At 64.9% G+C, this 16,107-nt stretch carries 10 protein-coding genes; 5 read left to right on the top strand and 5 right to left on the bottom strand.

Going from position 1 to position 16,107, the window contains the following annotated elements; all coding sequences use genetic code 11:
* The first annotated feature begins 4 nt into the window (after positions 1-4).
* The 4 genes from OKW20_RS08985 to OKW20_RS08970 are packed head-to-tail and all read left to right on the top strand — an operon-like array spanning position 5 to position 5,222.
* Positions 5-1,015 (top strand): ABC transporter permease, encoded by a 1,011-nt coding sequence (locus tag OKW20_RS08985; RefSeq protein WP_429171617.1) that lies wholly within the window; start codon positions 5-7, stop codon positions 1,013-1,015.
* Entirely contained in the window at positions 1,012-2,139 is a 1,128-nt protein-coding gene (locus tag OKW20_RS08980; protein ID WP_429171615.1) for an ABC transporter permease, read from the top strand. Before OKW20_RS08985 ends, OKW20_RS08980 begins: the two co-directional genes overlap by 4 nt.
* Before the next feature lie 12 nt (positions 2,140-2,151).
* A complete protein-coding gene (locus OKW20_RS08975) occupies positions 2,152-3,825 on the top strand; it encodes an ABC transporter ATP-binding protein (protein ID WP_429171613.1) in 1,674 nt (557 codons plus the stop codon).
* A gap of 23 nt (positions 3,826-3,848) precedes the next feature.
* Entirely contained in the window at positions 3,849-5,222 is a 1,374-nt protein-coding gene (locus OKW20_RS08970; RefSeq protein WP_429171612.1) for an alpha-glucosidase/alpha-galactosidase, read from the top strand.
* Between the two features lie 107 nt (positions 5,223-5,329).
* Here OKW20_RS08970 and OKW20_RS08965 read toward each other — a convergent pair whose 3' ends face one another.
* Positions 5,330-6,700: a sensor histidine kinase gene (locus OKW20_RS08965; RefSeq protein ID WP_429171610.1), complete on the bottom strand. Its 1,371-nt coding sequence runs from the start codon at positions 6,698-6,700 to the stop codon at positions 5,330-5,332.
* Complete coding sequence (locus OKW20_RS08960) at positions 6,697-7,371, bottom strand: response regulator transcription factor (protein WP_034798445.1); 675 nt, start codon at positions 7,369-7,371, stop codon at positions 6,697-6,699. The genes OKW20_RS08965 and OKW20_RS08960 overlap by 4 nt, the downstream gene beginning before the upstream one ends.
* Before the next feature lie 227 nt (positions 7,372-7,598).
* Here OKW20_RS08960 and OKW20_RS08955 point away from each other — a divergent pair, with 227 nt between their 5' ends.
* Positions 7,599-9,080: a patatin-like phospholipase family protein gene (locus OKW20_RS08955; protein ID WP_429171608.1), complete on the top strand. Its 1,482-nt coding sequence runs from the start codon at positions 7,599-7,601 to the stop codon at positions 9,078-9,080.
* 46 nt (positions 9,081-9,126) lie between these two features.
* Here OKW20_RS08955 and OKW20_RS08950 read toward each other — a convergent pair whose 3' ends face one another.
* The 3 genes from OKW20_RS08950 to OKW20_RS08940 form a co-directional block, all read right to left on the bottom strand.
* Positions 9,127-10,194 (bottom strand): GH25 family lysozyme, encoded by a 1,068-nt coding sequence (locus tag OKW20_RS08950; RefSeq protein WP_429115598.1) that lies wholly within the window; start codon positions 10,192-10,194, stop codon positions 9,127-9,129.
* 169 nt (positions 10,195-10,363) lie between these two features.
* Positions 10,364-11,923, bottom strand: a complete 1,560-nt coding sequence (locus tag OKW20_RS08945; protein WP_429171606.1) for a B12-binding domain-containing radical SAM protein — start codon at positions 11,921-11,923, stop codon at positions 10,364-10,366.
* A complete protein-coding gene (locus tag OKW20_RS08940; protein ID WP_429171604.1) occupies positions 11,920-16,035 on the bottom strand; it encodes an AAA family ATPase in 4,116 nt (1,371 codons plus the stop codon). The genes OKW20_RS08945 and OKW20_RS08940 overlap by 4 nt, the downstream gene beginning before the upstream one ends.
* Positions 16,036-16,107 lie beyond the last annotated feature (72 nt).

The raw sequence follows: 16,107 nt of genomic DNA, 5'->3' as shown, positions 1-16,107 counted from the left end.
CGGCATGTTCAGGTTTCTGCTTGTCCGCCTCGCCTCTGCCATTCCGGTGCTGCTTGTCTTGAGCGTGGCGACCTTCGCCATCATCCAGGCGCCGCCCGGAGACTATAGCGATTACATTCGTTCGCAGCTGATCAACCAGGGTGGTGCGTCCTACGAGGAGGCCGAAGCCCAGGCGCAGGCCTACCGCAAGGAGCATGGCCTCGATAAGCCGCTGCCGGTGCAATACGTCAACTGGATGACCGGCATCCTGACGCGTGGCGATTTCGGCCACAGCCTCTATTACAACAAGCCGGTTGCCGATGTCGTCGGCGAACGCCTGCCGCGCACGCTGGCGCTGGCACTCGTCTGCCATATCCTCGCGTCGATCATCGGCATTTCCTTCGGCATCATCGCCGCGACCCGGCAATATTCCTGGATCGACAGCCTGCTTTCGACGGTGGCCTTCCTCGGCATGACGGTGCCGCGCTTCCTGATGGCGCTGATCATCGTCTACATCCTCGTCTTCCATTTCAATGTCAGCGAAATCAACTCGTTCCACTCGGCCCGCTACGGTGGTGCGCCCTGGTCCTGGGACAAGTTCGTCAACCTCGTCAAACATGTCTGGCCGGTCGTGGCGATCGCCACCTTCGGCGGCCTCGCCTACAACATGCGGGTGATGCGCGGAAATCTGCTCGACACGCTCAACGCCCAGTATGTCGAAACCGCCCGGGCGAAGGGTTTGAGCGAAGGCGCCGTCGTCATGCGCCATGCCGTTCCGAACGCCCTGCATCCGCTGATCATGTACCAGGGCGTCGTACTGCCCTACATGCTGACGGGCGAGATCGAGACGGCGATTATCTTCGCGCTGCCGACCGTCGGCCCGGCCATCGTCGGCTCGATGTGGGTGGGCGACGTCTATGTCACCGCCACCTTCATGCTGGTTCTGTCGGCAACCCTCATCCTCGGCAACATCATCGCCGACATGCTGCTGGCCGCGCTCGATCCGCGCGTGCGTCTCGGAGGAGCCCACGCATGACCGTCGAGATGCAAACAACTCTTCCGCTCGCCGCCGAACCCCGGCAGGAACATCACAACGAAAGCTACCAGGCGCTCGTCTGGCGCCGGCTGAAGCGGTCCTGGACCGGCATGCTCGGCCTCGTCCTCGTCGGCCTGCTGATCTTCATGGCGGTCTTCGCCGACTTCCTGTCGCCGGTCGACCCGAAGGCGACGGGTGTCGCCTTTGCGCCACCGCAGGCGATCAGCTTTGCCGACAAGGACGGCAATTTCGTCTTCTCGCCGCGCAGCTACCCGCTCAGTGAAGGCACCGAGCTTGACCCGATCACCTTCCAGCCGATCATCGGCCCGGACTACGACAACCCGCAGATCCTCGGCTTCTTCGTCAAGGGCGCGCCCTACCGCCTTTTCGGCCTGATCCCGGCCGAGCGGCATTTCTTCGGCGCGGTCGATGGTTCGCCGGTGCATCTGCTCGGCACCGACAAGTTCGGCCGTGATGTGCTGTCGCGCATTCTCGTCGGATCGCGCATCTCGCTGATGATCGCGCTGATCGTCGTCTCGATCGTCACCGTTGTCGGCACCACCGTCGGCATGGCGTCCGGTTATTTCGGCGGCCGCTTCGATGTCTGGACGCAGCGCTTCGTCGAGCTGGTGCTCGCCTTCCCGCAACTGCCGCTCTACCTGGCGCTGACCTCGCTGATCCCGGTGACGGCGCCGACCAACGTCTTCCTCGCCTTCGTCATCATCGTCATGTCGGCGCTCGGCTGGGCGCAGATGTCGCGAGAGGTGCGCGGCAAGACGCTGGCTCTTGCCCGCATCGACTATGTGCGGGCGGCGATCGCCGTCGGTGCCAGTGACCGGCGCATCATCTTCCAGCACATCCTGCCGAACGTGATGAGCCACGTGATCGTCGCCGTCACACTGTCGATCCCGCAGGTGGTGCTGCTTGAATCCTTCCTCGGCTTCCTCGGCTTTGCGGTCAAGCCGCCGCTCATTTCCTGGGGGCTGATGTTGCAGGACACCTCCACCTATTCCGTCATCGGATCCTATCCGTGGATCCTGTCGCCCGTCGCCTTCGTGCTTGTCACGGTCTTCGCCTTCAATGCCCTTGGCGACGGCCTGCGCGACGCTATCGATCCCTATTGAGGAGGACGCATCATGTCTGAAGCAATCGACGTCCTCACCGCCGCGCCTTCCGCGCGCAGGGACCTTGCCGAACGGGATGGCCGGCCGGTCATCGACGCTCGCAATGTCGCGGTTCGTTTCAAGGTCGAGCATGGCACGGTAGACGCGGTGAAGGACGTGTCCTTCCAACTCTACCGCGGCGAGACCATCGCCATCGTCGGCGAGTCCGGCTCGGGCAAGTCGGTGACGGCGCGCAGCGTCATGGGGTTGCTCTCCAAGCGCGCGACGATCGCCGCCCAATCGCGCATCGAGTATGACGGCAAGGACGTGCTGAAATTCTCGCCGCGAGAACGCCGCGCCTTGCGCGGCAATCGCCTGGCGATGATCTTCCAGGAGCCGATGAGTTCGCTGAACCCGGTCTATACGGTCGGCACGCAGATCATCGAGGCGATCCGGGCGCATCGCCGGATGAGCCGCCGTGCGGCAACCGAGCGCGCGCTCGAACTGCTGCGTCACGTGAAGATCCCGGACCCGGAGCTTCGCATCAAACAGTATCCGCACCAGCTCTCCGGCGGCCAGCGTCAGCGGGTGATGATTGCCATGGCGCTCGCCAACGATCCGGATGTGCTGATCGCCGACGAGCCGACGACGGCGCTCGACGTCACCGTGCAGGCGCAGATCCTCAACCTGATCCGCGACCTGCAGCGCGAGCTCGGCATGGCGGTGATCCTGATCACCCACGACCTGACGGTGGTGCGGCAGTTCTCGGACTATGTCTATGTCATGCAATATGGCGAGGTGAAGGAGCACAACACCACGGCTGATCTCTTCGCCAATCCCTTGCATCCCTATACCAAAAGGCTGCTCTCGTCGGAGCCTTCCGGCGCCGCCAAGCCGTTGCCGGACAATGCGCCGATCGTGCTCGAGGGGCGGGACGTGAAGGTCTCCTTCATGCTGAAGAAGGGCGGCCTGTTCCGCTCGCAGTTTTCTGAGTTGGTCGCCGTCGACAGGCTCAGCCTCAACCTGCGCAAGCATGAGACGTTGGGGCTCGTCGGCGAATCCGGCTCCGGCAAGACGACCTTCGGCCAGGCGCTGATCCGCCTTCTCAACGCCGATGGCGGCGAAGTCTACTTCGACGGCATCCCGATCCACGACAAAGACCGTACCCAGATGCGGCCTTTGCGCTCGCGCATCCAGATCGTCTTCCAGGATCCTTTCGCGTCGCTCAACCCGCGCATGTCGATCGGCCAGATCATCGAGGAGGGCCTGGTCGTCAACGGCATCGGCGCGAACCGCAAGGAGCGGCTCGACCGGGTCGTGGACGCGCTCACCGCCGCCGGCATGCCCGGCAACATCCTGTCGCGCTTTCCGCACGAATTCTCCGGTGGTCAGCGCCAGCGCATCGCCATCGCCCGGGCCATCGCACTCGAGCCGGAATTCATCCTGCTCGACGAGCCGACCTCGGCGCTCGATCTTTCTGTCCAGGCCCAGATCATCGAACTCTTGCGCAAGCTGCAGGACGAGCGGGGCCTGAGCTACCTCTTCATTTCCCACGACCTCAAGGTCGTGCGCGCGCTCTGCCACCGGGTGGTGGTGATGCAGCACGGCAAAATCGTCGAGGAAGGGCCGGTGAGCGAAATTCTGTCCAATCCCAAGACCGCCTACACCGAAAGGCTCGTGAGAGCCGCCTTCGATGTGGCAGCATGACCGCTAGAAAGCAGAGGCAATCCATGACCAGACAACCCAAGATCACCTTCATCGGCGCCGGCTCCACCGTCTTCATGAAGAACATCATCGGCGACGTGCTGCAGCGCCCGGCGCTGTCGGCCGCAACGATCGCGCTGATGGATGTCAACCCTGAGCGCCTCGGCGAAAGCGAGATCGTCGCCGGCAAGCTGGTGCGCACGCTCGGCGTCAAGGCCAAGATCGAGACCCACTCGAACCAGAGACAAGCGCTCGAAGGGGCTGATTTCGTCGTCGTCGCCTTCCAGATCGGCGGCTTTGAGCCCTGCACGGTCACCGATTTCGAGGTGCCGAAGAAATACGGCCTGCGCCAGACGATCGCCGACACGCTCGGCGTCGGCGGCATCATGCGGGGCCTGCGAACGGTGCCGCATCTCTGGAAGATCTGCGAGGACATGCTGCAGGTCTGCCCGAACGCGATCCTCTTGCAATACGTCAACCCGATGGCGATCAACACCTGGGCGATCTCGGAGAAGTTCCCGACGATCCGCCAGGTCGGCCTTTGCCATTCGGTCCAGGGCACGGCCTACGAGCTTTCGCGCGATCTCGATATCCCGGTTTCGGAGATCCGCTACCGCGCCGCCGGCATCAACCACATGGCCTTCTTCCTCAAGTTCGAGCACAAACAGGCCGATGGCAGCTTCCGCGATCTCTATCCGGATCTGGTGCGCGGCTACCGCGAAGGCCGCTTCCCGAAGCCCAGCCATTGGAACCCGCGCTGCCCCAACAAGGTGCGGTACGAAATGCTGACGCGGCTCGGTTACTTCGTCACCGAAAGCTCTGAGCACTTCGCCGAGTACACGCCCTATTTCATCAAGGACGGCCGTCCCGACCTGATCGAGAAGTTCGGCATCCCGCTCGACGAGTACCCGAAGCGCTGCGTCGAGCAGATCGAGCGTTGGAAGGGGCAGGCGGCCGCCTTCAAGGAGGCCGAGACGATCGAGGTGGCCGAGAGCCACGAATACGCTTCCTCGATCATGAACTCGGTCTGGACCGGCGAACCCTCCGTCATCTACGGCAACCTCAGGAACAACGGCTGCATCACCTCGCTGCCCGAGAACTGCGCGGCGGAAGTTCCCTGCCTCGTCGACGCGTCCGGGATCCAGCCGACTTTCATTGGTAATCTGCCGCCGCAGCTGACCGCATTGATCCGCACCAACATCAACGTCCAGGAGCTGACGGTTGAGGCGCTGATGACGGAAAACCGTGAGCATCTCTACCATGCGGCGATGATGGATCCGCATACGGCGGCCGAGCTCGACCTCGACCAGATCTGGTCGCTCGTCGACGACCTGCTCATCGCTCATCGCGACTGGATCCCGGAATGGGCGCGGGTGTCGAAAAAGGTCCAAGCAGCCTGATTTTTTCTCCCGGTCAGGCCGCGTCGAGCCCCGGAACTTCATGCCCTCTTCCCCCATGTCCTAGCCGATTCAAGGGAAAGCAGCGTAGGTTCCGGGGCTTGTTCGTTTCAGGCTGTCTTGGCTGCCGACAGCGGCAGCACGATGCGCATGCAGGCGCCGCCGGACGCCGAGCGGGCGACGTCGACGTAGCCGCCATGCAGGTGCACGATCTTCTGCACGAGGTTGAGGCCAAGCCCCGCGCCCTTGCCGTCCTTGCGCAGGCGCTGGAACGGCTCGAAGATCCGGTCGGTTTCGCTGCGCGGAATGCCGTCGCCGTCGTCGCAGACATCGATCGCGCCCAGCGGATCCACCTTCACCATGATGGTGCCACGCCTTCCGCCGTGATCGATGGCGTTCTGCACGAGATTGGTGAGCGCCCGTTCCAGCGACGCCTCATCGCCGGAAATCATCACCGGTCGTTGATCCGCCTCGAAACTCATCTCGTAGCCGGCGCCGAAGCCGAGCGGTGCGAGCGCGACGATCACCCGCTCGGCCAATGCCGCAAGATCGACCGGCCTGAACTCGTCGTTCTCGGCGTCGAGCCGTTCGAGGTCGAGAAGCTGGCCCGCCAGAATGGAAAGGCGCGTCACGTCCTCGTTGAGCCGCGTCTTGTCCGGACCCGGCGGTAGCGAGGCGATGCGGGCGCCGAGGATCGCGACCGGCGTGCGCAGTTCGTGGGCGGCCTGAGCCAGGAAGCGCTTGTGCCTCGTATAGCCGTCGTCAAGCCGCGTCAGCGCATCGTTGACTGCCGTCACTAGTGGCAGGAACTCGTTGGGAACGCCCGTCACCGGCATCTGGATGCCGCGCTGGTCATATTCGATGTGGGCGGCATGCGCGGCCGCGTGCGACAGGCCAGAAAGCATCCTTCTAACGACGATCGGCGTGACCACCACGGTCGCAAAGGCGAGCAGCAGCAGCATCGGCACGAAGATGGTGAGGAAGGCGCCGGTGGTTGTGAGCAACAGACGGCCGAGGGTCAATTGTCCCTCCGTGCCGCTGAAGATCTGGACCATGCCGGCCGGCGACTCGAGCCATTTGACCACCGCCTCCGGACGGGCGTTCTTGTCGGGGGAGCGCCGGAAGCGGGCGTCGTTCATGCGCTCGAGTCCGGCGACCGCAAAGGCGAATTCTTCCGGCACCGTGCCCTCCGCGAGGCTGTGCCCTTGCTTGTCGCGGACGATGAACCAGATCTTTCCAGCCTGCTGGCGCAGTCGCTGTAGCTCGGGCGTTTCCTGAAGTTCGAGCCCGCCATCGGCTTTGCGGGTGATCGCATCCTTCAAGACGTCGACATTGCCGTTCTCGTAGCCGTCGATGAGATAGCCGGTCACCCAGAGCAGGCCGACCGCAATGGCGATGACGATGAGGATCGCCGCCGTTTCGAACAGCACGAGCCAGCCGACCAGCCGCCACTTGAAGGAATGGGAAGCGCGGACGCTCATTGGTCTTCCCGTAGCAGATAGCCGACGCCGCGGATGCCGTTGATGGTCACGCCGGCGTCGGCGTCTGCCAACTTGCGGCGCACGCGCGAGATATGGGTGTCGAGCGCATTGGACTGGATTTCGTCGTCGAGGCCGAAGACCGCCTCCATCAGGGCGGCGCGCAGCACCATGCGCCCCATGCGGCGGGTCAGCGTCTCGAGCACCAGAAGCTCGCGCCGCGGCATCTTCAGCGGTGTGCCGGCCACGCTCGCCTCGCAATGGGCGAGATCGAAGGAGAGACGCCCGACGGTGACGACATCGGATTGCACCGGAACCGGGCGACGGGCCAGCGCCCGCAGCCGCGCCAGCAGTTCCTCGAAGGCGAAGGGCTTGCCAATGTAGTCGTCGGCACCGCCATCGAGCCCGGCGACCCGGTCGGCGAGGTCGTCGAGCGCCGTCAGCATCAGCACCGGCACGGTGTTGCCGCGCGCCCGTATCACGGGGATGAGCGAAAGCCCGTCGCCATCGGGCAGCTTGCGATCGAGCACGACCACGTCATAGACGGCATCATTCAGGATCAGCGCGGCTTCGGCGAGATCGCGCGCATGATCGGCAATCATCCGGTGATGGCTCAATGCGGCCTTCAGCGCCCCCGCCAGTTCCTTCTCATCTTCGACCAGCAAGACCCGCATGAATGCGCTTTACCCCGTGCAATGTGCCTACGCGCGCGACCTTAGTGCCGCTTCATTGAGGGAACCTGTCATCCCGCCGCAAGGTAATCCCGATTTTTGTCGCCGCACAATCATTCGTTGCGAGCGCCCTGCATGACATGCAGGCTCAATCTTGATCCTTAGGCTTGCGCGCCAGTGACACCTGGAAAGACAGGTCTCGCGGGCAAAGCCAACCCGGATCACGGCGCATGACACTCAACAAACGGACGTCGATTACAATCAGGCAACGCAGGCAAAGGCCGGCTGGTTACCGCGTGGCCCGCCCGGTTGCGCTTGCACGCGTAAATCGGTTCCTGCGCCACGGTACCCTGGCGCTCGCCTTTGCCGCAGCCGGCTGCGCCGGCCCGGACGTGACGCCCACCAACAGGCGACTTGAACTGACAACGGGTGCCGTGCCGCTTGCGCAGTCGACGCCGGATGTGAGCGATACCGGTATCATCCTTGCCTTCTCCGGTGGCGGCGCCCGTTCTGCTGCCTTCGGCTACGGCGTCCTGTCGGCGCTGGCCGAGGCGCCGTCCCCGGGCGGGCGAGGGCGTCGGCTCGCCGACGATGTCGCCGTTGTTGCCGGCGTCTCCGGTGGTGCTGTGCTCGCCTCGTACTTTGCCTTGAACGGCCGCGCGGGCCTTGAGGATTTTCGCAAGCGCTTTCTCGGGCGCGATGTCGAGGCCTCGCTCAGGACGTCGTTTTCACCGCCCAATATTCTGCGCGGTTATCGCGGCGGCGTGAACGATCGCACCGGGTTCCCAGCCTGGCTCGATGCCAACCTGTTCGAGGGCGCGACGCTCGGCAGCCTCGAGCGTCGCCCTGGTCAGCCGCGCTTGGTGATCCACGCGACCGATCTCTACAACCGTACACCGTTCATCTTCGACCGCTCCTCGTTCACCGCCATCTGCAGCAGCTACGACGACTATCCGCTTGCCTATGCGGTCGCGGCCTCGGCCGCCGTCCCGGTCGTTTTCGCGCCGCTGACCTTGCAAAATTTCCGAAGCGGTTGCGAGGCGCTACCGGAGGCGAAAACACCGAAGACAGGGCCTCGGGCGCCGGGCTCGCTCGTTGCGCGCGAATACGCCGATTCCCTCAGGCGCTACGAAACGGCAAAGGATCTCAACTATTTGAAGCTCTACGATGGCGGTCTGGTCGATGGCGTCGGAACGCAAAGCGTGCTGCACCTGATGGGCCGGCCTGCCCCGGAGCCCATCCCGGTGGAGCGCGCCTTGCGTCTCAGGCATCTGGTGGTCATCGTCGTCGACGCCTCCACGCGGATCGGCGGGGACATCTCGAAAAATGTCGACAGCCCCAGGGCTCTCGATGCGATCGTCGCCGCCATCGACGCGATGATCAACATTCCCAATCTCCAGAGCTTCGACGCGCTGCGCGATCATCTGCCGGCCTGGCGGGAGAAATTCGTGAGATGGCGGTGCGGCAGTGGCGGCGGCAAGCGTGGCTGCGGCGACCTCGATGTCGATATCGTCAGGCTGGCGCTGTCGGATGTCTCCGATCCGGCGCTGGTGCAGCGGATCCTCGGGCTGCACAATCGGCTGAGCCTCAAGGAGAAGGACGTCGATTTTCTTGCCGGTCTCGGCCGTCGCCTGTTGCGCGACCATCCCGGCTATCGGCGGTTCCTCGACCGTATCAACCACGGCGGGCCGAAGGTGGCCCGCGCGGGTTGAGAAGGCGTAAGGTTAGGTCAGAGAAACGAGAGGCGTGCCCGCCGGCTCAGTTCGCCCGTGCCTCCAGCCAGTCGTGCCACTGGTCCTCGCTGCCGTGGAAGACGTTGAGGTCGATCTTGCCATCGACGCCCTGCGAAAGGCCGGAACCGGAATACTGCCAGAACAGCCATTTGCGGTTCGGGTAGACAATCGACGGGTGCTGGGCGACGGCACGCAGCCAGAACGGATAGTTCTTGAAAGCGCCCTGCAGGTTGTCGGCGTAGAAGTCCGGCGCCGTGTAGATGATCGGACGCTGGCCGTAATGGGCCTCCAGCTTGTCCATGAACACCTGCATCTTTTCGCGCACGCGCTCGGGTGACAGGCGGCGCTTGCAGCTGGATTCGCCGTTATATTCGACGTCGATCACAGGCGGCAGCGCGCCCGGTTCACGCGGAACGTTGCGGATGAACCAGTCGGCCTGTTCGCCGGCGGTGCGGCACCAGTAGAAGAAGTGATAGGCGCCGCGGCGCATGCCGGCCGCCTTGGCGGCACGCCAGTTCTTCTTGAACATAGGGTCGAGATGGTCGCCGCCATCGGTCGCCTTGATGAAGGCGAAATTGGCGCCTTGCGTGCGCAGCTTGGCCCAGTCGATGTCGGCCTGCCAGCGGGAGACGTCGACGCCATGCACGGCCATCTTGCGCGGATTTTTGGCGCGGCCGAAGTTGATCGGCTTGGCGTCGCGGAAACGATGACCGTAGATCCGCGAGCGGCCCTGTGGCATCGCCTGGGTCACCGGATTTTCCGGGGCGACGAAGGCGACCGGGCGCGCGTCCGGAACAGGCGCGGCGAGCGTTGTCGTCGTCGTGGTGTTTGCCGCGGGCGCGAAGGCTTCCGGTTCCGGAACGGGGCCGGCCCAGGCGAGCATTTCCTGCGGCGGCGCCGATTGGACGTTCTGCGGCGGCGTCACCTGAGCGACCCGTGCACCGACATTGGCGGCGGGCACCGGTGCGGCCGACATAGCGACCGAACTCGTCGTTTCGCGCGAGGGCGGCGCGATGGTGTCCAGGCTGGAACTGGAGGAGCAGCCCGAAATGAGGCCGGCAAAAAGGATTGCGGTCGCAGCTGAAAGACGCATGGGCACCCGTACGCAAAACAAGGTCGACGGCGATCGCCGGCCGACAGGTGTGAAATAGCTAACGGAAGCTTACTCAAAAAGTTTGAATCCAATCTTACCAAGCGAACCCAATTTCACGCACTGGAGGTTGCATCGGGCCGGGCACTTTGACGCAGGCGTGGTGGCGCCTTTAAGTGGACGAATGTTCGATGCCGGTGCCTGTCCGTTGCCGGCGGCTGCTGCGGAATTCGAGGTTGCGGGCGATGGTTTCGTCGAGCGCGCCGGACGCGTCGGTGATCATCGTCGGCGCAAAATGCGAACGGAAACCCTCGCCGACCCGGAAGGCTGGCGTGTAGAGCGGGCCGAGCGGCTGCGTCGTCGTCACATAGGTGAGATTTTCGTCGCTGCCCGAGCGCGTCGGCAAGCCGTGGCGATGGAGGACCGAAGGAAGCGCCAGGCGCAGGCTGTTGGCAAGCAGATGGATCATCTGCCGCCCGGAAAGCGAATGGCGGTAGTTGCGGTAGAAGCCCAGGCAATGGCGCAGGATCCTGGCACGGTTGCCGTCGAGCCGCGACAGCTTGCGGGCAAAGAGCGCCACCTCCTCAAGGCCGTCGAGCGGACGGGTCATCAGGGTGAACCCATCCATGTCACGCAGCTTGGCCGAGGGAAGGAAGCGTTCGTCGGCGACGCATTCGTCGAAGAGCGGCGTGCCGAGCAGCGGGATCGTCAGGCTCAGAAACGCCGGCAAAGGCATCGTGGTTTCGCCGGTGATGAAGGAGAGTTCCTCCTGCATCGCCTCGATCGTCTGCGACGACGGGTCGAACATCAGGCCATACTGGAAGGCGACGCCGGCATTGAGGCAGGTCTTGATCGCCTCCAGCTGCGGCACCACCAGGTTCTGCTTCTTCTGGTAGCGTTTCAGCTGCGCTTCGCTCAGCGTCTCGACGCCGCTGAACAGACCGAGACAGCCGGCCGCTCGCACCGCTTCGAGATTTTGCGGATCGCGGTAGAAGTCGCCGGTGACAAGGGCGATCCAGCCCTGAAACAGGCCCTGTCGCCACAGCGAGCGGATCACGTCGAGCTTGGCATGGAAGACGTCCTTGCTGTTGCCGTAGAAATTGTTGTCGATGAACAGCACGTATTTCTTCGGTGGGGCGTTGCGCAACTGCGCCTCGATATAGGCGGGGTCGTAGCTGTGGTAGCGCCTGCCTTCGGCGGTCAATGCACAGAAGCTGCACTTGAAATTGCAGTAGCGGCTCGTCTCGACGTAGCTGACCGGACCGCGCCAATTGGCAAGGTCGAAGCGCGGCAGGATCGTCTCGGAGACGGCCCATTCGCCAAACACCTCCCGGATGACCGCCTGCATTTCCTCGACGTCGCCGTCGCAGGCGTAATCGAAGGTCTCGGCGCTCGAAACCGGCAGATTGCGCACGACCGGCCCGCCAGCGACGACGACGCAACCGGGCGACTTGGTGCGGGCATAGGCCGTCAGGTGCTGCATCCGGTCGAAGGCCGCGGTCACGCCGGTCAACACCAGCATGTCGAGTTCGGCGAAGGCTGCCTCGTCGACGAGCGGTCCGTCGTGGAACTCGCTATAGGCGCGAAGGTCCACGCGGTCGCGGGCAAAGGCGCCCGCCAGGAACAGGTGACCGGTTCCCTGGGGAATGAAGTCGGGGCGGCCCCTGGGGTTCCGGGTTTCGTCGAAATGGGCAAGCACGATCAGGATGCGGGGAGGACTGGTACGGTTCATGCGCGGCTTCCCTGGGATCTGGCAAACTGGACATGCGGCGCCTGGTCGGTTTGACCAAGCGGAAGAACCTCGCACCAGGTGGCCCGGTGCAGAGAAAACATCGTCTCGAACGCCTGGCGCGATTCGGCATCCCGCGGCCCGGCGGCATGCTGCAGGGCGGCGAGCGCCACGGCCGGCATCTCCAGGCGGATCGCTTCCGCGAAAGCATATTGGGTGACGCGCTCGGCGCGGCGTTGCTGGCCGCGGCGCAGGTGCAGGGTCGCTTCGCCGAGTGCCGCCGCTGGCCGGCCGATCGGGTAGACCCGCGCGAAGCGCTCGAGTTTTCGAAGGACAAGCTGAGCTGCCAGCAGGTCGCCGCCATCGGGGTCGCTCGCGACATCGAAGAGACGGGCAAGCGCCGGCAGCGTCCGCGTTTTCATCGCCGGGTTGAGCGTCTCGCACCAGGATAGTGCCCGCTCGAGCCAGCTTGCGGCCTCCGTCGTGTTGCCCCGTCGCCGCGCGGCCTCGCTCAGAAGCGATGCGCCTTCGATCGAATGGACGAGTTCCAGACCGTCGCCCTTTTCGCGCAGGATCTGTTCGAGTTCGTCGAGGTCGGTCTCGATCGCGTTCCACCGGCCAAGCGCTGCATGGCCCCGGAGACGGCCGAGCAGGCCGCAGCCGAGCACCTGCATGTCCCCGCGCCGGCGTCCTTCCTCGCAGATCCGTTGCACGAGGATCTCCCAGGGCGCGATGCCCTCGAAGGCGGAGGTCAAAAGCCACGGGCCGGAAATCGTCTCCAGCCCGACCGCCACCTCGCACCAGCGCCTCAGGTCGCCGACCGTCGCCGCATTGTTGAGGCCTGCCTCGAAGGCCCGCTTGCCCGCGTGCCAATGACCGATGCCGATCTGGTACATGCCCGACAGCAGGTCGACGCGCACGCGCGTTCCCAACTGGTCGACGCGTTCGGACAGTGCCGCCGCCAGCCGGCTGTAGTGTTCGGCCTGGCTGTGCAACGGGATCACGCCGCAGATGGCGCCGAGGCTCGCGTAATTGGCGGCGGTCGTCGGCGAGACGTATTTGTTTCTCTCGGCAAGGTTCGTCGCCCTAAGCGTCGCATGGATCAGCCGCAGCTTCTCGCTGGTGAAGTAGTAGATCCGTGTCAGGTCCTCATGTGCCTTCGCCGCAAGCAGGAAGGGATCGGACGGCGATCGCGAGATTTCTCGTTTCAGGATCCAGTCCGCGTCGCGATGGGTGGTGCGCCGCCACACCTGTTCGGCCAGATCGAGCACGAGATGCAGCGCGAGGCCGGCGGAGGTGCGCGGAAGCGGCAGGCCGGAAAGCCGCAGGCCTTCCTCATAGGCATGGCGGGCCGCTTCGGCGCGGCCAAGATTGAGGCTGGCTTCGCCGAGCAGGAAACAGGCGGCCGCCCGTCTGGCCGGTAGAATGGTGATCGAAAGATCGCGCGCCGTCTTGAAGAAGCGTTCGATCAAGTCGACCACGGCGGCGTTGTCGAACTGGCGCAGCCGCAGTTCGGCAACGCGATCCAGATAGTTGAAGGCCTGCGCGGCGTCGCCGGCGCGCTCCCAGTGGCTGAGCACGCGCGGCAGGTTTTCGGCATTGTCCGGCTGCCCGCCTTCTTCCATCGCCTTGGCGATGGCGCGATGCGCTTCATGGCGCTGTTCCGACAGCAGGCTTTCGTAGATCGCCTGGCGGATGACGGCATGGCTGAACATGAACCGGCCCGGGCGGTCGTCGGCGGGCTTGATCAGGTGCGCCGCCTGCAGCCGCTCGATACTCGCCTCGATGTCCAGTGCCGTCTTCCTGATCGGCGGCAGCGCGCCAAGCTCGGCGAGCGAGAAGGTCGCGCCCATGGCGCTTGCGATCTTCAGCAGCACCTGCAGCTCCGCTGGAAGCTGGTCGGTCCGGGCAATCACGGTCACCTTGGCGGTGTTGAGCAGGGTCGCATCGTTCGAGCGGGGCTCGGAGAGCAGCGAGACGGCTGCGGCAGGCTCGGCCGCCTTGGGCAGCCGACGCTCGCCGATCATCCGGCAGATTTCGCAGATTAGCAGCGGGTTTCCGGCCGATTGCGCATAGACCGCTTCGCCGAAGCCGTCGGCGGGCGAGTTGCTGCCGATCGAAGCGCGAACGAGCGCGATCGTGCCCTCGAAATCGAGCGGTAAAAGATCGAGCGTCTGGGCGCCGTTATGGTGCAGGCCGGTCCACCGGGTCAGGTCCTCCTGCGTGCGGGTCGTCCGGGTCGACACCACGACCGGTACCGGTGCCGCCCCTGAAACCAGCCGCCCCAGCAACTGGCCGGACGCCTCGTCGAGCCAGTGCACATCTTCAAGCACGACGAAGCCCTGCCCGCCGGCGAGGCTGTCGGTCATAAGCTCGCTCAGCAGTTCGCGCAACCGGTGCGAGCGCCCGTCGCCGGACATGGCCCGCGTCTCCGGCGTGTCCGGCAAGGTGAGGTTGATGGCGTCGTTGAGCAGCGGCGCGAGCGAAGCGAGTTCCGGTCTTTCCGCAAAGAAGAGCCCCACCTGGTCCGTGGCCTCGGCGCCGCGCAGGTCGCCGATGCCGAGCAGATCGCGGATAACCCCGCGCCAGGCAAAATAGGGCACGTCGCTTTCGATATCGTCGGCATTGCCGACGAGCACGCGGTTGCCGCGGTCGCGACAGCGCTCGACGAAGGCGCGCAGCAGGGCCGACTTCCCAACGCCGGAATCGCCTTTGACGATCATGATGCCGGACTGCCCCCTGGGCGCGCTGTCGAGATAGGCGGAAAGGGCCGTCATTTCGGCTGCGCGGTTGAGGAGTGCCGGCGACTTGGTGTCGATCGTCGCGACCGTCTCGGCGATCGGCGCGAAGGCGGACACGCCGCCGCGCACACCCGGTATGGCCAGCGACCACGGTCCGGAAAAGGCGATCTGGCTGGCCGTCTCCTTGGCCGTCGCCTGGTCGACGAGGATGCGCCCGGCGGCGACGCTTGCCAGGCGCGCGGCCATGTTCACGGCGGCGCCGACCACCGTGTAGTCCGCGCGGTGGCTGGCGCCAAGCGCGCCGCAGAAGCTCTCCCCGGTGGAAATGCCGGCCGAAAGGCCGATGTCGGGATCGTCGAGTTCGCCTGAGAGACGCAGTGCCGCAACGATCGCGCGACGCGCGTTGTCCGCATGTTTGGGGCCGGGCAGGCCGAAGACCGCGAAGATCTCGAGACTGTTTGCATGGAGAGCCGTATGGAGGATTTCTCCGCCGGTGCGACCGACAACGGCGATCGACCGTGCAACGAGCTGGTTCAGCCGGTCGAGATCTTTCTCGAGGTCCGGGCCGACGATATGCACGAACAGGGCGGTAACGGTTCTCAGGTCCGCCAGCCACTCCGAAAGCGGCGACAGAAGCCGACCGCGCAGCGAAAGCGGCAGATAGGTTTCCAGCCGCTTGCTGGCGGCGCCCGAAAGGGTGCGGGGCGGCCTGGTCGCGGTCGAATAGGCGTCGATGCGTTCGAGGCGGGCGGTGCCCTCCCGGCCGGGCGCGCCGGTTGCCCGCTTGCCGATCAGCTGCCACACGGCATCGGAGACGAGAATTTCGCCGGCATCGCTCAAAAGACCGCAATGGTCCGCCTGCGCCAGGCAGTCGCCGCCGACAATCAGCCAGCGCTGGTCGACGCGGGGAACGAGGTGCAGCAGGGTGATGGTGCCGACGCCGACGGCGATGCGCAGTTGCAGCGCGTCCTCCGGCCCGCCGGGGCCGCCGATCTCTTCACGGATGCGGCCGGCGCAATAGCAGCTGCGCCAGGCGGCCTGCTCCAGTTCGCTGTCGGAGGCAGCCTGCCAGCCGGCAAGCAGGCTGTCGCCGGCAAAGCTTAGCACGGTGCCGCCATGTTCCTCGATATGCCGGACGAGCGGTCCCATGTAGCCGTTGAGCAGCCGGCTTACCCGTTCGGCGCCGGCGGCGCGGTCGCTTTCCGACCATTTGGCGGTCAGCCGGGTAAAACCGGAAATGTCGGCGAACAGCAATGTGCCGGGAAAGTCCTCGCGCGTCGGGCCAGCCGAATCCGTCGCCGCCGGGGCAGACCATCGAACCAGGGCTCCCGACAGGTAACGTTGGAATTCATTCTTGCCGGCGCCACCTACCACGCAAAATTCTCCCCAAGATTTTAGAGTAACATGCCTCCTTTCGCACTTAAAGTCCGCCCGTGTTGACCTACG

It is taken from the genome of Ensifer sp. LBL, assembly GCF_050435225.1.
GTDB lineage: Bacteria > Pseudomonadota > Alphaproteobacteria > Rhizobiales > Rhizobiaceae > Ensifer.
The sequence above is the reverse complement of the archived record's forward strand: the minus strand, read 5'-3'. Positions and strand labels throughout refer to the sequence as shown.

What these genes read in the sequence shown, in the direction of transcription:
- OKW20_RS08985 (WP_429171617.1), top strand. Translation starts at nt 5, where the DNA reads ATGTTCAGGTTTCTGCTTGTCCGCCTCGCCTCTGCCATTCCGGTGCTG.
- OKW20_RS08980 (WP_429171615.1), top strand. Translation starts at nt 1,012, where the DNA reads ATGACCGTCGAGATGCAAACAACTCTTCCGCTCGCCGCCGAACCCCGG.
- OKW20_RS08975 (WP_429171613.1), top strand. Translation starts at nt 2,152, where the DNA reads ATGTCTGAAGCAATCGACGTCCTCACCGCCGCGCCTTCCGCGCGCAGG.
- OKW20_RS08970 (WP_429171612.1), top strand. Translation starts at nt 3,849, where the DNA reads ATGACCAGACAACCCAAGATCACCTTCATCGGCGCCGGCTCCACCGTC.
- OKW20_RS08965 (WP_429171610.1), bottom strand. Translation starts at nt 6,700, where the DNA reads ATGAGCGTCCGCGCTTCCCATTCCTTCAAGTGGCGGCTGGTCGGCTGG.
- OKW20_RS08960 (WP_034798445.1), bottom strand. Translation starts at nt 7,371, where the DNA reads ATGCGGGTCTTGCTGGTCGAAGATGAGAAGGAACTGGCGGGGGCGCTG.
- OKW20_RS08955 (WP_429171608.1), top strand. Translation starts at nt 7,599, where the DNA reads ATGACACTCAACAAACGGACGTCGATTACAATCAGGCAACGCAGGCAA.
- OKW20_RS08950 (WP_429115598.1), bottom strand. Translation starts at nt 10,194, where the DNA reads ATGCGTCTTTCAGCTGCGACCGCAATCCTTTTTGCCGGCCTCATTTCG.
- OKW20_RS08945 (WP_429171606.1), bottom strand. Translation starts at nt 11,923, where the DNA reads ATGAACCGTACCAGTCCTCCCCGCATCCTGATCGTGCTTGCCCATTTC.